The sequence below is a fragment of the Mycolicibacterium sp. XJ2546 genome, from assembly GCF_053483195.1.
In genome coordinates, this window is record NZ_JBEFRW010000005.1 from 209,934 (window position 1) to 224,488 (window position 14,555).

Annotated in this window: 11 protein-coding genes; 3 read left to right on the top strand and 8 right to left on the bottom strand. The window is 68.4% G+C overall.

The window, feature by feature from the left end; translation table 11 throughout:
* Positions 1-114: 114 nt before the first annotated feature.
* From eccCb to ABQE44_RS11485, 6 genes are read right to left on the bottom strand one after another with little or no spacing between them, the layout of a single operon-like run.
* Entirely contained in the window at positions 115-1,875 is a 1,761-nt protein-coding gene (gene eccCb / locus ABQE44_RS11460; RefSeq protein ID WP_448429862.1) for a type VII secretion protein EccCb, read from the bottom strand.
* The gene (gene eccCa, locus ABQE44_RS11465) at positions 1,872-4,103 is read right to left on the bottom strand and encodes a type VII secretion protein EccCa (RefSeq protein ID WP_448429864.1); all 2,232 of its coding nucleotides are present in this window, start codon (positions 4,101-4,103) and stop codon (positions 1,872-1,874) included. Before eccCa ends, eccCb begins: the two co-directional genes overlap by 4 nt.
* The gene (eccB, locus tag ABQE44_RS11470) at positions 4,100-5,578 is read right to left on the bottom strand and encodes a type VII secretion protein EccB (RefSeq protein ID WP_448429866.1); all 1,479 of its coding nucleotides are present in this window, start codon (positions 5,576-5,578) and stop codon (positions 4,100-4,102) included. Before eccB ends, eccCa begins: the two co-directional genes overlap by 4 nt.
* A gap of 4 nt (positions 5,579-5,582) precedes the next feature.
* Entirely contained in the window at positions 5,583-7,304 is a 1,722-nt protein-coding gene (eccA, locus tag ABQE44_RS11475; RefSeq protein WP_448429868.1) for a type VII secretion AAA-ATPase EccA, read from the bottom strand.
* The gene (locus tag ABQE44_RS11480; protein WP_448391481.1) at positions 7,297-7,770 is read right to left on the bottom strand and encodes a YbaB/EbfC family DNA-binding protein; all 474 of its coding nucleotides are present in this window, start codon (positions 7,768-7,770) and stop codon (positions 7,297-7,299) included. Before ABQE44_RS11480 ends, eccA begins: the two co-directional genes overlap by 8 nt.
* Positions 7,771-8,547: an ESX secretion-associated protein EspG gene (locus ABQE44_RS11485; protein ID WP_448391998.1), complete on the bottom strand. Its 777-nt coding sequence runs from the start codon at positions 8,545-8,547 to the stop codon at positions 7,771-7,773.
* A gap of 643 nt (positions 8,548-9,190) precedes the next feature.
* Between ABQE44_RS11485 and ABQE44_RS11490 the strand changes: the two genes are divergently transcribed.
* Positions 9,191-10,510, top strand: a complete 1,320-nt coding sequence (locus ABQE44_RS11490; RefSeq protein WP_448429870.1) for a MinD/ParA family ATP-binding protein — start codon at positions 9,191-9,193, stop codon at positions 10,508-10,510.
* On the opposite strand, the gene ABQE44_RS11495 is transcribed toward ABQE44_RS11490, so the two are convergent.
* Positions 10,511-11,248 (bottom strand): transcriptional regulator, encoded by a 738-nt coding sequence (locus ABQE44_RS11495; RefSeq protein WP_448429872.1) that lies wholly within the window; start codon positions 11,246-11,248, stop codon positions 10,511-10,513.
* Between the two features lie 330 nt (positions 11,249-11,578).
* Between ABQE44_RS11495 and ABQE44_RS11500 the strand changes: the two genes are divergently transcribed.
* A complete protein-coding gene (locus ABQE44_RS11500) occupies positions 11,579-11,869 on the top strand; it encodes a WhiB family transcriptional regulator (RefSeq protein ID WP_448391484.1) in 291 nt (96 codons plus the stop codon).
* 67 nt (positions 11,870-11,936) lie between these two features.
* Here the strand turns inward: ABQE44_RS11500 and ABQE44_RS11505 are convergent, their stop codons facing one another.
* Positions 11,937-13,502 carry an acyl-CoA carboxylase subunit beta gene (locus tag ABQE44_RS11505; protein WP_448429926.1) on the bottom strand — a complete coding sequence of 522 codons (1,566 nt, stop codon included), beginning with the start codon at positions 13,500-13,502 and terminating at the stop codon, positions 11,937-11,939.
* A gap of 83 nt (positions 13,503-13,585) precedes the next feature.
* Here ABQE44_RS11505 and ABQE44_RS11510 point away from each other — a divergent pair, with 83 nt between their 5' ends.
* Positions 13,586-14,551 (top strand): pirin family protein, encoded by a 966-nt coding sequence (locus tag ABQE44_RS11510; RefSeq protein WP_448391485.1) that lies wholly within the window; start codon positions 13,586-13,588, stop codon positions 14,549-14,551.
* The last annotated feature ends 4 nt before the right edge of the window (positions 14,552-14,555 follow it).

The following is a 14,555-nucleotide window of genomic DNA, read 5'->3' on the forward strand; positions in this document are numbered from 1 at the left end:
GCTACCCACGGTGGCCACTGCATCCGGGAATCTGTCCCCGACCCCTTTGCCAGCCCCCCATTGAAAGCTTTGCTGGAGGCGTATGTCTATATCTTAACCGCGCCTCGGGAGTGCTCACGACACTTCTTCTTCCGGTGGATCCACATAGGCCGCCTGGACCACCTCTTTACCGTCGGGCGTGACCAGAAATGCCTGGCCAGGGGGTCGCTTCTTGAGCCTGATCTCGCTGGACGGGAACTCCTGCTTTTCCCCGGACAGAAACATCGTGGGCGAACCGGCGCCGTAGGCGGCGCCGACGAACTTGTCCATGGTGGCCCGGTGCGCCTGGCTCATCTGGCAGGTGACGATGATGTGCAGACCGATGTCGGCGGCGGCCGGCAACAGCGGAAACAGCGGCGCCATCGGCGGCACCACACCGCTGGCGGCCACGATCATGTGCCAGTCGTCGACCAGCAACACGACGTCGGGGCCGCTCCACCAGGACCGCGACCGCAGTTGGGCGGTGGTCAGGTCCGGCGGAGGCAGTCGCTTCTTGAGGTTGATGGCCAGCGCCTTGATCGCCTCTTCCAACGTCGCGTTGTTGCGGTTGACGGCGCCCGCGTCCAGGAGATGGCTGTCGGGCACCGCGTCCAACAGGCCCGAGCGGTAGTCGGCGAGCATGAACCGCACCTGCTGCGGGCTGTTGCGCGTGCAGATCGCCTGTGCGACGGCATGTGCGATGCGGGTCTTGCCGGACTTCGGCCCACCGAAGATCAGCAGGTGCGGGGTCATGTTCATATGGTTGTAGGCCACCGACAGATCCGATTCCCGGATACCGAGGGGCACCGTCCAGCGGGCGCGGTAGTCCGCGTCGGGTCCCGGCGGCTGCGGGTCGAGTTCGTGCAGGTAGATCCGTTCGGGCAGCACCCGCACCTGCGGCGCACGCTCGGTGGTGCGCGCCCCGATGATCTGCACGGCCTCGGACATGGCGGACACCAGGTTGTCGGCGCTGTGCACCCCGTCGAGGCGCGGGACCCCCATCATCAGGTGGTGCTTTTCCATCGACACCGCCCGGCCGGGCCGGTTGGTCGGGATCTCGCGGGTGATCCGGTCGATCTGGGTTTCGTTGACGTCGCCGAGCCTGAACTCGATCTTGGTGCCGAGGTAGTCGCGCACCCGGGCTTTCAGCTCGGTCCACCGCGGCGTGGAGATCACGGTGTGCACGCCGAACGCCAAACCCTGACCGGCGAGGTCTTGGACCATCGGTTCGAGGTCCGGGAACTCCGCGACGAACGCCGGCCAGCCGTCGATGACCAGGAACACGTCGCCGAACGGGTCGGCGGCCGCGGGATGGGCGGGGTCGTCGCGCATCTGCCGGTAGGCCGCCATGGAGCCGACCCGGTGCTGCTTGAACATGCTTTCCCGTTGCCGCAGGACGGCTTTCATCTCCGCGACCACGCGGTTGACCCGGTCGGGTTCGGACCGGGTCGCGACACCGCCGACGTGCGGCAGATCCTCGAGGTACATCAAACCGCCGCCGCCGAGGTCCACGCAGTAGAACTGCACCTGTCGCGGGGTGTGGGAAGCCGCGGCCGACAGGATCAGCGTCTGCAGGAACGTCGACTTGCCGGTCTGGGGTGCGCCACCGACCGCAATGTTGCCGCTGGCGGACGCTACGTCGATGCCCCAGACTTCCTGGCGGTGTCGCCGCGGTTCGTCCATGACGCCGAGCCCGAAGCGCAACGGCCGACGCTGGTGGTCGCGTTCGATCAGCTCGTTGACCGGTGTCGGATCGGCCAACGGCGGCAACCACATCCGGTATGCGCGGATCTCGCCGGTGGCCAGCTGGTCGAGGACCACCTCGCGCAACACGCGCTGTCCGGGTTGGACGGTCATGACGTCACCGCCGTGTCGAAGATCGGGGCCGTGGTGAACTGGTGGATCCGCAGCCGGCTGTCCGCGTGCACGCGGGGCTTGGCCTCCCCGTCGTCCTGCACCGGCGGCGACGGCTCGTACGGCACACCGGTGTAGACGCTGTGGAACTTGACCGGGTCCTCCATGCCGACGCGCAGAAAGCCGACGCCGCTTTCCTTGTTCGTGATGTACTGCGCCTCAGGGGTTCCGATGACCGCCTTGGACTCGGCCGAGCTGGTGGTACGCAGTGCGATGCGGTACGTCAGGTTGGGCTCGAGTTTGTCGATGCGCACACCGCCGGTGTTCAACGACTGGGTGGCCAGCAGCAGGTGCACCCGCAACGACCGGCCCACCCGGCAGATCCGGTCGAACAGCCCGATGAAGTCCGGGTGGTTCTGCAGCAGCTCGGCGAACTCGTCGACCACCACGAAAAGCGTTGGCAGCGGCGGTAGGTCGGCACCCCGCTCGCGGTGCTTCTCGTATTCGGCGACCCCGGACAGGGCACCGGCCGCGCCGACCTGCATACCGGCCTGGCGCAGGATCGACTGGCGTCGGTCGAGCTCACCGCTGAGCACCTCGCCCATGCGGCTGACCAACTCGGCTTCTTCTTCCATATTGGTCACCACCGCGGCGGTGTGCGGCAGCTTCTCCATGCCGAGGAACGTCGAGCCGCCCTTGAAATCGGTCAGCAGCAGGTTCACCTGGTCTGGATGATGCGTCGCGGCCAACGACAGGATCAGCGTGCGCAGGAACTCCGACTTGCCCGAACCCGTTGTGCCAATCAGCATCCCGTGGGGCCCGGCACCGAACTCCGCGCCCTCCTTGATGTCGAGATACATGATGTCGCCGGTCTTGAGTTCGTGGCCGAACGGGATGCGCAGCCGGTCGCCGTCGGTATCGCTGAACATCCGCCACCGGCTCGGCGTCACTTCCGCCACCGTCTGCGCGCCGACGAGCTGGTGCCATTCGGTGGCCACCTTCTTCTGCACCCGCACGCTCTTGTCGATGATGGTGCCGGTGATGGACCAGCCGGCCAACTTGCGCGCCACCCGGGCGGCCTGCTGCGGTGTCATCCGGTCGGTCGTCGAAGTCACCAGGCGGAACGTCTGATTGGGCAGCCGGTCGTCGGCGGTGCCGTCGTCAGCTACCCGGATCCGGTATCCCGAGCCGCGGTGGTTGCCAAGCGTGATGACCGTGACGCCGGCCCGTCCGTCGACGGGGAATCCGGCCCTTCCACCGGTCAGATCGACGACGACGATGTAGGGCCCGCTGGGCGTGGCGTCGGCAGTGTGCGGGCCGCGTGCGGTCAGATCGCCCAGCCCGTCGGGCCGGGTGAACACCATTCGGGTCGGCCCGGCCACGTCGGTGTCGGTCTGATGCGCCACGTGCGGTAACCACTTGACCCACGCCCAGTCCGGGTCCTCGGGGTTGTCGATGAGCACCCGCATCTGCAACAGGTCGGGCGGATGGAACACGGCCAGGTGACAGATCATCGCAGTCAGCAGCCGGGCTGCGCCCTCGGGGTCACCGCCGATCGCGATGGTCGGAAAGGTGCGTAACTGCAACAGCTTCGGGCAGTCGTGGATCAAGCCGTGGGTGCGCAGGAACTTCGTCACCCACATGTGGCTGACCGGCTCGAGGTGCGGCTGTGGGGCGCCCTGCGGCCCCGCGAGTTCGCCGCCGACCGCCGGCTTCAACAACCGGTCGACCGCGGGTTCGGTGCCAACGCCGATCCGGGTGGCGGCGTAGAAGTCTGCGGTGACGGTGCGCGACCACTGCCGATTGGTGCCGACCAGCGACAGCAGGTCCTCGGTATGCGGTGCGTGGTAGTTGAAGAAGGTCACCTGCGCGGCCGCCGACGACGTCACCCTGGTGCGCAGACCCGCCAGATAACGCAGGTATTCCTTGCGGTCGGCGTTGATTTCCGGCACCCGCTTGCCGCCGGGTCCGCCGCCCGCCATGAACCCGACGGTGGCCATCACCATCATCAGCGGCATCATCAGCATGTACGGCGACAGCTGCCGGATGCCGGTGAAGATCATGATGGCGATCATCCCGATCATGCCGCCGCCCATCACCCAGGGCAGCGCCTTCTGGATTCCCGACGGCGGAATGTCGACACCGAGGTCATCCGGTGGGGCGACGTTGATTTCGCCGGGTGTCAACCGTGGGCCCCGTTTGATGATCGGCGTGAATTTCTTGGTGGTCATCGGCCACCTCCGGTGTTGGACGCCGGTTGGGCGGCGCCGGGGGTGCCTCCGTCGACCTTGCGTGGGTTGGGATCCGGTGGCAGCGTGTCGTGCTCGAGCAGCGCCGCCTGTTTGGTTAGCACCGGACCGTCGACGAGCATGCTCACCACCTGCCAGGGCGCGGTGTTCGGCGCGGACAACCCCAGGGTGTTCCCGGTCTCTTCGTCGGGCAGCCCGTAGCGCACTCCCTGCGGATCGATGTAGTACAGGCTTTCGCCGTACCGCGGGTCCGGTGACTGCAGCCGGATGTACTTGCCGCCGTCGATGTAAACGGTGGCATCACCGCCGATCTGGTCGATACCGCTGTTCATCGCTGACGACGGGATGGGCAGGTGCCGTCCGGCGATCACGGTCGTGGCTGGGGCCTGGTCCCCGGGTTCGCGCTGCCACGACCAGCACAGCGTCGGTGCATCCTCACGCAGCAGGATCTCCAGCGGCTCATCGGCAAGTGGGGAGGCGAAGACATGCTCGGTGATGCGCGCGACGACGCTGGCCTCCACTGACGGCGGCGACACCAGACCGTAGGAGTTGGTGGCGCGCAACGCCGCGGCCGTGGTGTCGTTGACCCGGGCCACCCCGTCGGGCAGCACCACGAAGTGCTGCTCACCGTCTTCGGTGAGCGCCTTGAACACCGCGCCGATCACCAGGTTCGGCGGGAGGCCAACGGTATTGGGTTCACCGGCGCGCGGAATCTGCGGGAGCCGCCAGGGGCCCGCGTTGGGCAACGCGTTGAACAGGCCCTCCGATATCGGTGTGGCCCTCGCGGTGACGGGGATGCCAACCGCCGACGTGACCGCGCGGTCGGCGAGGTCGATGTCGTGGCGACCGTCCTTGGTAATCAGCCAGTTGTCGTTCTCATACGACACCAGCACACCCTGGTCGGCGCGCATCGGCCCCACCGAGGAGTCGGTCAGCAGCGGCCGGATGATCACCGAGGTCGCCAGCGTGGGCGTAACGCTCTCCGGCTTCGTGACGGTGTCACATAGCGTCCACGTGGTGTCGGCGCCACCCACCGGGGTCGCGTAGGGCGCACCCGGGATGCCGATCGGCTGGCCCTTGGCCATCTGGTTGAGCTCATCGGATTTCACCGCCACCGGGTTGCCCGCATTACCGAGTACCAGCCGCGCCGACGTCAGGTTGTACACCGGCCGCAGCGAACCGGCCCCCGGCAGTGCCACATACAACTGGTTGGTGGTGCGGTCGACGAGAAGCGTGTCGCTGCCGCGCTTTCCGAGCGGTTTGAAATACGCCAACAGCCCTGCGCCCAGACAGATCAGCACCGCGATGATGACTCCGGTCGACACCGAGCGGCTGTAGAACTGCAGCGGATCGTCGAACATGCGGGTGTCGCGGCGCACGATCGCATGCTCGACGCGACGCAGCAGAAACCGCCATCCGCTGACCTGAACCTTGGTGGTAAGCCGAAAACTCGCCATGGGGTTACGCGTTGATGCTCAAGCGGCTGTGCACCGCGGTGATGGCGGCGGCCATATCGTCGCCGTTGATCTCGCTGAGCTGCTCGACCTCGAGGCTGTCGAAGTCCAGTGACCGCGCCAGCCGCATATCCCGGTTCTGTTCACCTGCCTCTACCAGTTGCCGGGCGTAGCGGCCGTTGCCTGCGATGTCCAACGCCGGTTTACCGTTCAGATCGCGCTCACTCAACAGGGTGGCGGCTTCGAGCACCCGCTTGGCAGCCTCTTCGGACAGGGTGGAATCCGTAGATGCCGCAATGACTTTGGCGATCTCGACGATCTCCTCCGGCGAGTAGGAGTCGAACTCGATGCGGGTGGCGAAGCGGGACCGCAGCCCGTCGTTGGACTCCAGCAGCCGGTCGATGTCTGCGCTGTACCCGGCGATGATGACCACCAGCCGGTCCCGGTCGTTCTCCATCCGGGCCAGCAGCGTGTCCAGCGCCTCCGTGCCGAACGGGTCCGTGCGTCCGTCGCGATCCTGCACCAGCGTGTAGGCCTCGTCGATGAACAGCACGCCATCGATCGCGCGGTCGATCGTGCGGGTCGTCTTCACCGCAGACTGTCCTTCGTATTCGGCGACGAAGTCCTTGCGGGAGGTTTCGACGAGCTTCGGTTCGCTGATCACCCCAAGGCCGGTCAGGATGTTGGCCACCACGCGGGCGATGGTCGTCTTCCCAGTACCGGGCGGGCCGGCGAAGATCATATGCTTCGAGGCCTGGGCGACCTTCATGCCGCGCGCGGCGCGGATCTTGGCCATCTGGGTCGCGGCCCGGTAGGCCTCGATCTGCTCCTTGACGCGCGTCAGACCGATCTGGCGGTCCAGCTCGGCCTGCGCCTCGGCCAGCAGCGACTCACGGCCCGATGTGTCCGCCTCGACGCTGGCCGGATCCCACGGATCCTTGCGCGACGCAATCTTCTCGGCGGTGGTCGTGGTCAGTCGATATCCCGGATCCTTCAGCGCTGCAGCGACTTTCGGTTCTGGGTGGGTGGCTTGCAGCCATTCCAGCAGCGCCACCGCGGCCTCTTCGTTGCCCTGGCTGCGCCGTGTCATCGCCAAGAACCAGGCGATGGCAGGTGCGCACGCCTCGCCTGCCGGTGCCGAGTTCGATTCCGTCAGCCGCCGTTCGGCCTCGCTGAACAACCCGAGGTTGGCCGCCGCCACGCCGTGCGCGACGCCGGCCGCGGCGGCCAGGAACTTGTCGGGCCACCCCGCGGCACCCCGCACTTCGTCGATGACCTCGGTCCAGCGTTCGGCGGCCCCGTAGATCACCGCCTTGACCCAGGAGAGCAGATGCGCTGCGCCGATGGCGGGTACCTCTTCGAGGGCTTCCATCGCATCGACGAAGTTGCCGACGGACGCTTCGTGCACCGCGAAGCCCATCGTGATGGCCAGCGGTGAGTTGACCGGGTAGGTGATGTCACCGAACTGCCCACCGATCGGCACCCTGGCGCCGAGGCTGTTCATCGAGATCTCGGCGGCCCCGGCGAGCTGGCCGAAGTTCGCCCGCGAGTACCAGGCCCGAAACAGCGTGACCCGGTCGGTGTCGCCGCACCGGATCCGGCCGACCCACGCGTCGCACGCGGCCTCGTCCACCGTGGTGATCTCGCTGAAGATTTCCAGCGAGCGGGCGGGAGCGCTGGGCAACATCCCCACCGCGCTTCCGAACAAGTTGGCCAGTTGCTCAGACACCGCCGCTCCCCTGCCTGGTCGCGAAGACCCGCTCCCGTTCGGCCGCAGCTTGTTCCGGCGTGGGGAGGGCGAGGTCGCGGGTGAGGAAGTCGCGGGTGGCGGCATCGTCGTGGCCCTGCTCGCGCATCGCCTCGAGCATGTAGGCGTATTGCGCGGACTTGGCGTCTTGGGCGGCCAGCGCGGCGACGACGACGATCTCGTCGGCCAGGTCCGCCTCGGTCATGGCGGTCGCTTTCGGCGACAGCTCGATCCGCTGCACGCGACCGTCCGATGCCGCCGTCACCGTGACGGAACCCTCGGGGTTGGCGACGATGAACACCGGATCCTGTGCGGCATCGCGCGCCGCTCGGTCATACACGTCGAGCGCGTCGAGGTCCGACGCCGCGGAGCCGTCGTCGGCGACCGAGAAGTCGAGCGCCGCGGCCAGGTCGTCGGAGTCATGCGGGGTCCGGTCACTCGTCGCCACTCAGTCCCCCTCGCCGTCAACGAGTTCGGAGGTGGGCTGATCGAACCAGGACTTCGACGGCAGGAACTCGATCAGCCCGTCGAGCGCACGCTGCAGGTTTTCGGGGCTGCCGGGCAGAAAGCTGCCGAACAGTTCGCCGTTGACGCGGCGCGGAATCGACACGATCCGGCCCTGTTGGGCATCCAAAACCCCTGCGGCGACGTCGGTTTGGGTGAAGGTACCGCCGGGATGGCGTTCTTGGGCGGTGAGCTCCACCCAGCTGGCCGGGTTGGCGATGATGTCGGCGTAGACGCGGGCCGACGTGGGCGCGACGCCGTAGGTCGCGATCTGGTTGGCGCTGGTGCATTCCGCCAACTTGGTTGCGGCCCCGGTCAGCGGTTCCACGTCGGCGGCCGTCGCTGTTCCCAGGACCGTCGTCACCATGCCCGCCATCCCGACTTGCGGGGCGACGCGCTGCAACACCAGCATGTCGCCGTCACGGGCGGCGACGACGTGGCGGTCGCCCTTGCGGCACACCACGAAGCGGATCATCTTGCCGCCGACGTCGCGCCGCCACCAGCGGCCCTCCAGGGTCCGGTCGGATCGGCTGAGGGTGTCGACCATCGCCGCCACTTCGGGGTGGGGTTGGCCGAAGACATCCAGCACCCCTTGCTCCGTCAGATCGCGCCTGACCTGATCCCACACGATGTCGCGCAGATCTGGTTGCGGAATGTTGAGGCGAATGCCGAGCGATGCCGGAAACTCCATCAGCCCCAGTTGGTCGGCGATGACCAGCATGCCGTCGATGGTCACCTCTACGCCGACGACATCGTCGATGTGCGCGGCGTCGCGGTGCGCTGACTGCAGAGCGCTCACGCTGTCTGGCACGTCGCGCGCAGATCGTCGCCGGGCATGAAGTCCTCCCTGTTTGTCGTCCCGCGATGACATCCGACCGGATGTCTGGTTTCAGCGGCTCCGTCCCCGGGCTCCGGTCAGACGGATCAAGATCGCCGACGACACTTTGCCGCCCTGGCAGGCGCACCCCGACCCTGGTCTGCAAACCCCTTCGACGTTTCAAAGGGTACCAGCGCTGCGGATGTGCTAAGTGCGCTTATTTCTGGTGGGGCAGGCGCTACACGACGGACATCTGTAGCTATCTGATACTGCAGTGAATACCGCGCTGTCCTGTGCTGATCATCTGCACAGCAACGAAAATCTGACACCGCTTCGGGCGCTTAGCTAGGTTCGTCACCCTGTGCATACTCACCGGCGACGCGCGGCATACCGCCACTGCACCGCGCGCCAATGGCGTTCCGCGCGTCCCATGCCGGGCCGTATGGAAGTTTGCTACGGAGCATTGGTCGCCGCCCCCCGAGCTGCGTCGTCTCGTAGTTGATACTTGAGAAGGGGCCGAGACGAACATTCGGTGAGGAGACGTGTAGTGACCGACCGCGATGACGCATTGCGGAGAGATCTGGGCTGGACGGGCTCCGACGAGAGCGATATGGAGTCTGCCGCCGTCGAACCAGAGCCAACGCCGCCGAACCCGCCGGTGCCGCCGCCGCACCCGCCCGCGGACGTTCCGCCGGGCAGGTTCGGTCCGCCGCCGGGTATGCCACGCGATACCGGACCGCTGCCCGGCAGCGTCCGCTCCGAACCCGGACCGTGGCCCGGGCCGCCCGGCAGGCCACCGCGCCCGCCCGCCGGTCCACACGCCGGTCCAGCAAGGCCGTCGGCGCCGCCGCCCCCACCCGGTGGTCCGCAGTGGCCGGCCGGCGGATATCCACCGGATGCACCGCCTGCGCAGGGCCCGCCCAGCGGCTCGTACGCCGATCGCATCCGCGCCGACGAACTGGTGCCGGCGCGCCGGGTGCCGCCGGGTCGCGGCTGGCGGTTGGCGCTGTACAAGGCCAGTTTCGGGTTGATCAACCTGGGCCCGGGACCCGACGAGATCCGGCAGGGCCAACTCGAGGCGAAGATCAAATCTCCGATGCGCGGCCACTTCAAGGTCGGCGTGCTGGGCAAGGGCGGTGTGGGCAAGACGACGGTGTCGGCCAGCATCGGCTCGGTGCTGGCCGAGTTGCGCCAGGACGACCGCGTGGTGGCCATCGACGCCGACACCGCGTTCGGCAAGTTGGGCAGTCGTATCGACCCGCGTGCGCAGGGTTCGTACTGGGAGCTGGCGTCCGACCAGCACCTGGAGACGTTCGCCGATGTACGCAGCCGGGTGGGCAACAACGCCGCCGGGTTGTTCGTGCTGGCCGGTGAGGCGACGCCGGCCCGGCGCCGGGTGCTCGACCCGGCGATCTACCGGGAGGCGACATCGCGGCTGGACCGGCATTTCACGATCTCGATCATCGACTGCAGTTCCACGATGGACTCCCCGGTCACCCAGGAGGTGCTGCGCGATCTGGACGCGTTGGTCGTGGTGTCCTCACCATGGGTGGACGGTGCGGCCGCCGCGGGCCAGACGCTGGACTGGCTGGCCGCCCGGGGGCTGACACCGCTGCTGCAGCGCACCGTAATCGTGCTCAACGATTCCGACGGGCATGCCGATAAGCGGACGCGTTCCATTCTGGCGCAACAGTTTTCCAGTCAGGGGCAGGCGGTCATCGAGGTTCCGTTCGACGGGCACCTGCGGCCGGGTGGTGTCATCGACCGCACCGCGGAGATGTCGCCGGCGACCAGGCGGCGCTTTTTGGAGATCGCCGCGGCGCTCGCCAAGCACTTCCCCACCCAGGACGACCGCCGACGCTTTTAGTCACCGCCAGTCGAGTTGTGCGATCAGCTCTTCGATCGCATGCGCGGCGGCAGCCGACACCGGTTCTTCGGATTCGGCGCCGGTGATGTCGTCTTCGGAAACCGCTGCGGCTTGGGCAGTTTCGGCGATGGTGAGGTTGGCGCTGCGGCGCGCGGCGTAGAGCCGCTGCCCGAGCGTGGCGTGCGGTGAGCGCGCCGCGCGCAGCATGAGCGCGTCGTAGCGGCTGCGCACCGCGCTCAACGCCTTGATCAGCGCCGGGGTCACGCGGCTGATCCGCGCGGCGCGCGCGGCGACGGACTCGAGCTGGCGCAGGTCGGCCAGGATCTTGGTCACCTTCGGGCCGAACTCGGGAGCGTCGACAGGCGGCAACGCGTCGATCGCCGACGCGAACGTGCCGACCGCGGTCACGACCGCCTGGGCGATCAGCGGGATCTCGTCGGCGTTGGTGGCCGCGGGCGGCTCGGCGCGCGTCTGCGCCGGTTCGCCCTGCCGGAGCCGGGCGATGGTGCCCGGCGGCCACTTCAGCACCTCCTCGAGCTTTGCTCGAGTGCGTTCCCTGGGCCAGCTGCGACCCTTTTCGAATGCGATCAGCGCACCGGCGTTGATGATGCCGTCGGCCGCCAGCCGACGCTGGCTGATGTTGAGCTCGCGGCGCCGTGCGGCGGCGGCCGCGCCCGCGCGCACCATGCCGGGATCCAGCGTTTCGGCCGACGCGTCGGTCGGCTCGGGCTGGCTCATGGACGACGGTTCCTGTCGAAGAAACGGGGGGCGAACGACCCCGCAATCCTATCCGCCGGCCGCCCGACCGCTACAGCTTGGGTGGTGTGTCCGCACCAACTTGCTGTCGCGAAGCTACGCCTTCTTTGGGTGCTGAACTGAAGCACCGCTACGATTTGACCGGCGCGGTCTCCCCGCAGGTCGGTCCGGTTCCGCGCACCTATTGGGGGTGCGGGCTGCTCAGACAGGTTCTGAATTCCACGGCTGTAACTGTTGCATTGCTACGGTTTAGTCCGCTACGTTGTCGTCAACGCGGCGCAGCGGCCGCAGACCAGCAGAGGAGCGACAGCCATGCACTCAATCGACTGCGACGAGATGCCCGTCGGCGCCTGCACCCGCGACCCCGAGCGGTGGACAACCTCGGCCGACCAGGCGGCCAAGGCGATCTGCCGGGCGTGCCCGCGCCGGTGGTTGTGCGCCCGCGAAGCCTGCGAGCTGCCCCGCGCCGAAGGGCTGTGGGCCGGCATCGTCGTGCCCGAAGGCGGCCGCGGGCGCACGTTTGCTCTGCGGCAGCTGCGGTCGCTGGCGGAGCGCAACGGTTACCCGGTCCGGCACCGCCGCCTGTACGCCGAATCCGCCTGACCCGCGAGGGCGCCCGCCGCCGGTTCTCGGGGGGTCGGCGGCGAGCAGCCTGGTCGGCGTCGAACGCTCACCAGGTGTCGACGAAGCGCGGCCGCACAGCACGCTCTTCGGAGCCCGCTGCGGTCAGGGTGTCGAGAATGAGCTTGCGGGTGTTGGCCGGGTCGATGACATCATCGATCTCGAAGAGCTGGGCGGCGTTGAGCGCCTTGGCATTGTCCTGCGCGGCCGCGGTGGCCTGACGGACCCGTTCTTCGCGCTCGTCGTCGTCGGCGATGGCCTCGAGCTCCTTGCGCAACCCCAGCCGCACCGCACCTTCCAGCCCCATCGGGCCCAGGTGCGCGCCCGGCCACGCCACGGTGAGCAGCGGCTCGTGCAGGCTGCCGCCGGTCATCGCCTGCGCACCAAGCCCGTATCCGCGGCGCAGCACGACCGCGATCAGCGGCACGCTCAGCGCAGCACCGGCAACCAGCATCCGTGACCCGCGCCGCACCAGCGCCTCGGCCTCGGCCGCCGGGCCCACCATGTAGCCCGGACAGTCGACCAGGGACACCACCGGCAGCCCGAACGCGTCGCACAGTTGCAGGAACCTGGCGGCCTTGTCGGCGGCGGCCGCGGTGATCGCCCCGGCCATCACCATGGTGTTGTTGGCGAGCACCCCGACCGGGCGGCCGCCGATGCGCGTCAACGCGGTCACCATCTCCTTGGCGAAGCCGGGACGCAGAAACGTCACCGACCCTTCGTCGGCGAGCGTCTCGATGATCGGGGCCACCTGGTAGGCCCGCCGTGCGCGCTCGGGAACCATTGTGCGCAACCGGGTTTGGTCGCCGGCCGGGCCCGGTGGCGTGGTGCCCTGGAAGTAGCCGAGCAGGCGCTTGGTCACCGCGACGGCCTCGGCTTCATCGGCCACCACGACGTCGACCACACCGTTGGGCGCCTGCACCGCGATCGGGCCCACGTCGTCGGGCGCCACATCGCCGAGACCGCCGCCGGCGATCATCGCCGGCCCGCCCATCCCGATCGACGCGTCCTCGGTGGCCACGATCAGATCGGCGCACCCGGCGATGACGGCGTTGCCCGCGAAACAGCGGCCCTTGACGATCGCGATGCGCGGCACCAGCCCCGACAACGCCGCCCACAACTTGAACGCCCGCACCTCCAGCGACGACACGGTCGGATAGTCGGTGTCGCCGGGCCGGCCGCCGCCGCCTTCGGCGAAGAACACGGTCGGCAACCGCATCCGCTCGATCAACTCGAACAACCGGTCCTTCTTGCGGTGCCCCAATGCGCCCTGGGTTCCGGCGAGCACGGTGTAGTCGTAGGACAGCACCGCGCACGCGCTGCGCTCCTCGCCGAACAGGTCGCCGTTGATGCGCGCGGTGCCCGCGATCAACCCGTCGGCGGGGGTGCGGGCGATCAGATCGGCGAGGTCGCGGCGGTGCCGTTGCGCGGCGATCGCGAACCGCCCGTATTCGACGAACGACCCTTCGTCGACGAGGTCGTCGATGTTCTCCCGTGCGGTGCGTCCGTTCGCGGCGTGCCTACGTTCGACGGCCTCGGGGCGGGCGGCGTCCTCGGTGAGCGCCCGGCGCCGCGCCAGTTCGGCGTGATCGTCGTTCATGGCGTTCGATGCTATCCACCGGCTGGCGACCGACGACCGCGATCTGGAGGTGATCCGTTCGGCGATGACGGGCGGTGGCTGACGGCTACTGTGAGGCGGTGAGCAACACCGAACCGGCGCCTGCCGCAGTCGCTTGTGCGGCAACGCCGTTCGCCGGTGTGCTGCATGCGCGCGAGGTGCCGCTGGGCGGGCCACGTGCGATGCGGGTGCGACGCACGCTGCCGCAGCGGGAACGCTCGCTGATCGGTGCGTGGTGCTTCGCCGACCACTACGGCCCGCAGGACGTGCGCGACGGGCCCGGCATGGATGTGCCCCCGCACCCGCACACCGGGTTGCAGACCGTCAGCTGGCTCTTCGCCGGCGAGGTCGAACATCGCGACAGCGCCGGAGTGCACGCGATGGTGCGCCCGGGCGAACTGAACCTGATGACTGCCGGCGCGGGCATCTGCCACTCCGAGGTGTCGACGGAGGCGACCACCGTGTTGCACGGTGTGCAGCTGTGGGTGGCGCTGCCCGACTCCGACCGCGACACCGGCCGCGACTTCGCGCATTTCGTGCCGACGCCGCGCGCCTTCGGCGGTGCCACCCTGCGGGTCTTTCTCGGTGAACTCGCTGGCGCCCAATCGCCCGTGCACACCTTCACCCCGCTGTTGGGCGCGCAGGTCGACCTCGAACCGCGCTCCGCGGTGACGTTCGAGGTCGACGCCGCGTTCGAACACGGCGTCCTGCTCGACCAGGGTGACGTCATGGTCGGTGACACCGCGCTCGACGTGGCGGATCTGGCGTTCCAGGCCGTGGGCAGCACCGATTTGGCCCTGACGAACCGCGGTGACCGCCCCGCCCGCGTCGTCGTCCTGGGCGGCCCGCCGTTTCCTGAAGAGCTGGTGATGTGGTGGAACTTCGTCGGCCGCAGCCACGACGAGGTCGCGACGTACCGCGAGCAGTGGCAAGACCACCACGGCCGGTTCGGCGCGGTGCACGGCTACCGCGGCGCGGTGGAGCGGCTGCCCGCCCCCGCGCTGCCGAACGCCACTTTGCGTCCGCGACGCAATCCGGGGGTATAGGTAG

Excerpts from the sequence above, each read along its gene's own strand:
- eccCb (WP_448429862.1), bottom strand. The coding sequence starts at position 1,875 with ATGACCGTCCAACCCGGACAGCGCGTGTTGCGCGAGGTGGTCCTCGAC.
- eccCa (WP_448429864.1), bottom strand. The coding sequence starts at position 4,103 with ATGACCACCAAGAAATTCACGCCGATCATCAAACGGGGCCCACGGTTG.
- eccB (WP_448429866.1), bottom strand. The coding sequence starts at position 5,578 with ATGGCGAGTTTTCGGCTTACCACCAAGGTTCAGGTCAGCGGATGGCGG.
- ABQE44_RS11485 (WP_448391998.1), bottom strand. The coding sequence starts at position 8,547 with ATGCTGGTCATCGCCGACCAACTGGGGCTGATGGAGTTTCCGGCATCG.
- ABQE44_RS11495 (WP_448429872.1), bottom strand. The coding sequence starts at position 11,248 with ATGAGCCAGCCCGAGCCGACCGACGCGTCGGCCGAAACGCTGGATCCC.
- ABQE44_RS11500 (WP_448391484.1), top strand. The coding sequence starts at position 11,579 with ATGCACTCAATCGACTGCGACGAGATGCCCGTCGGCGCCTGCACCCGC.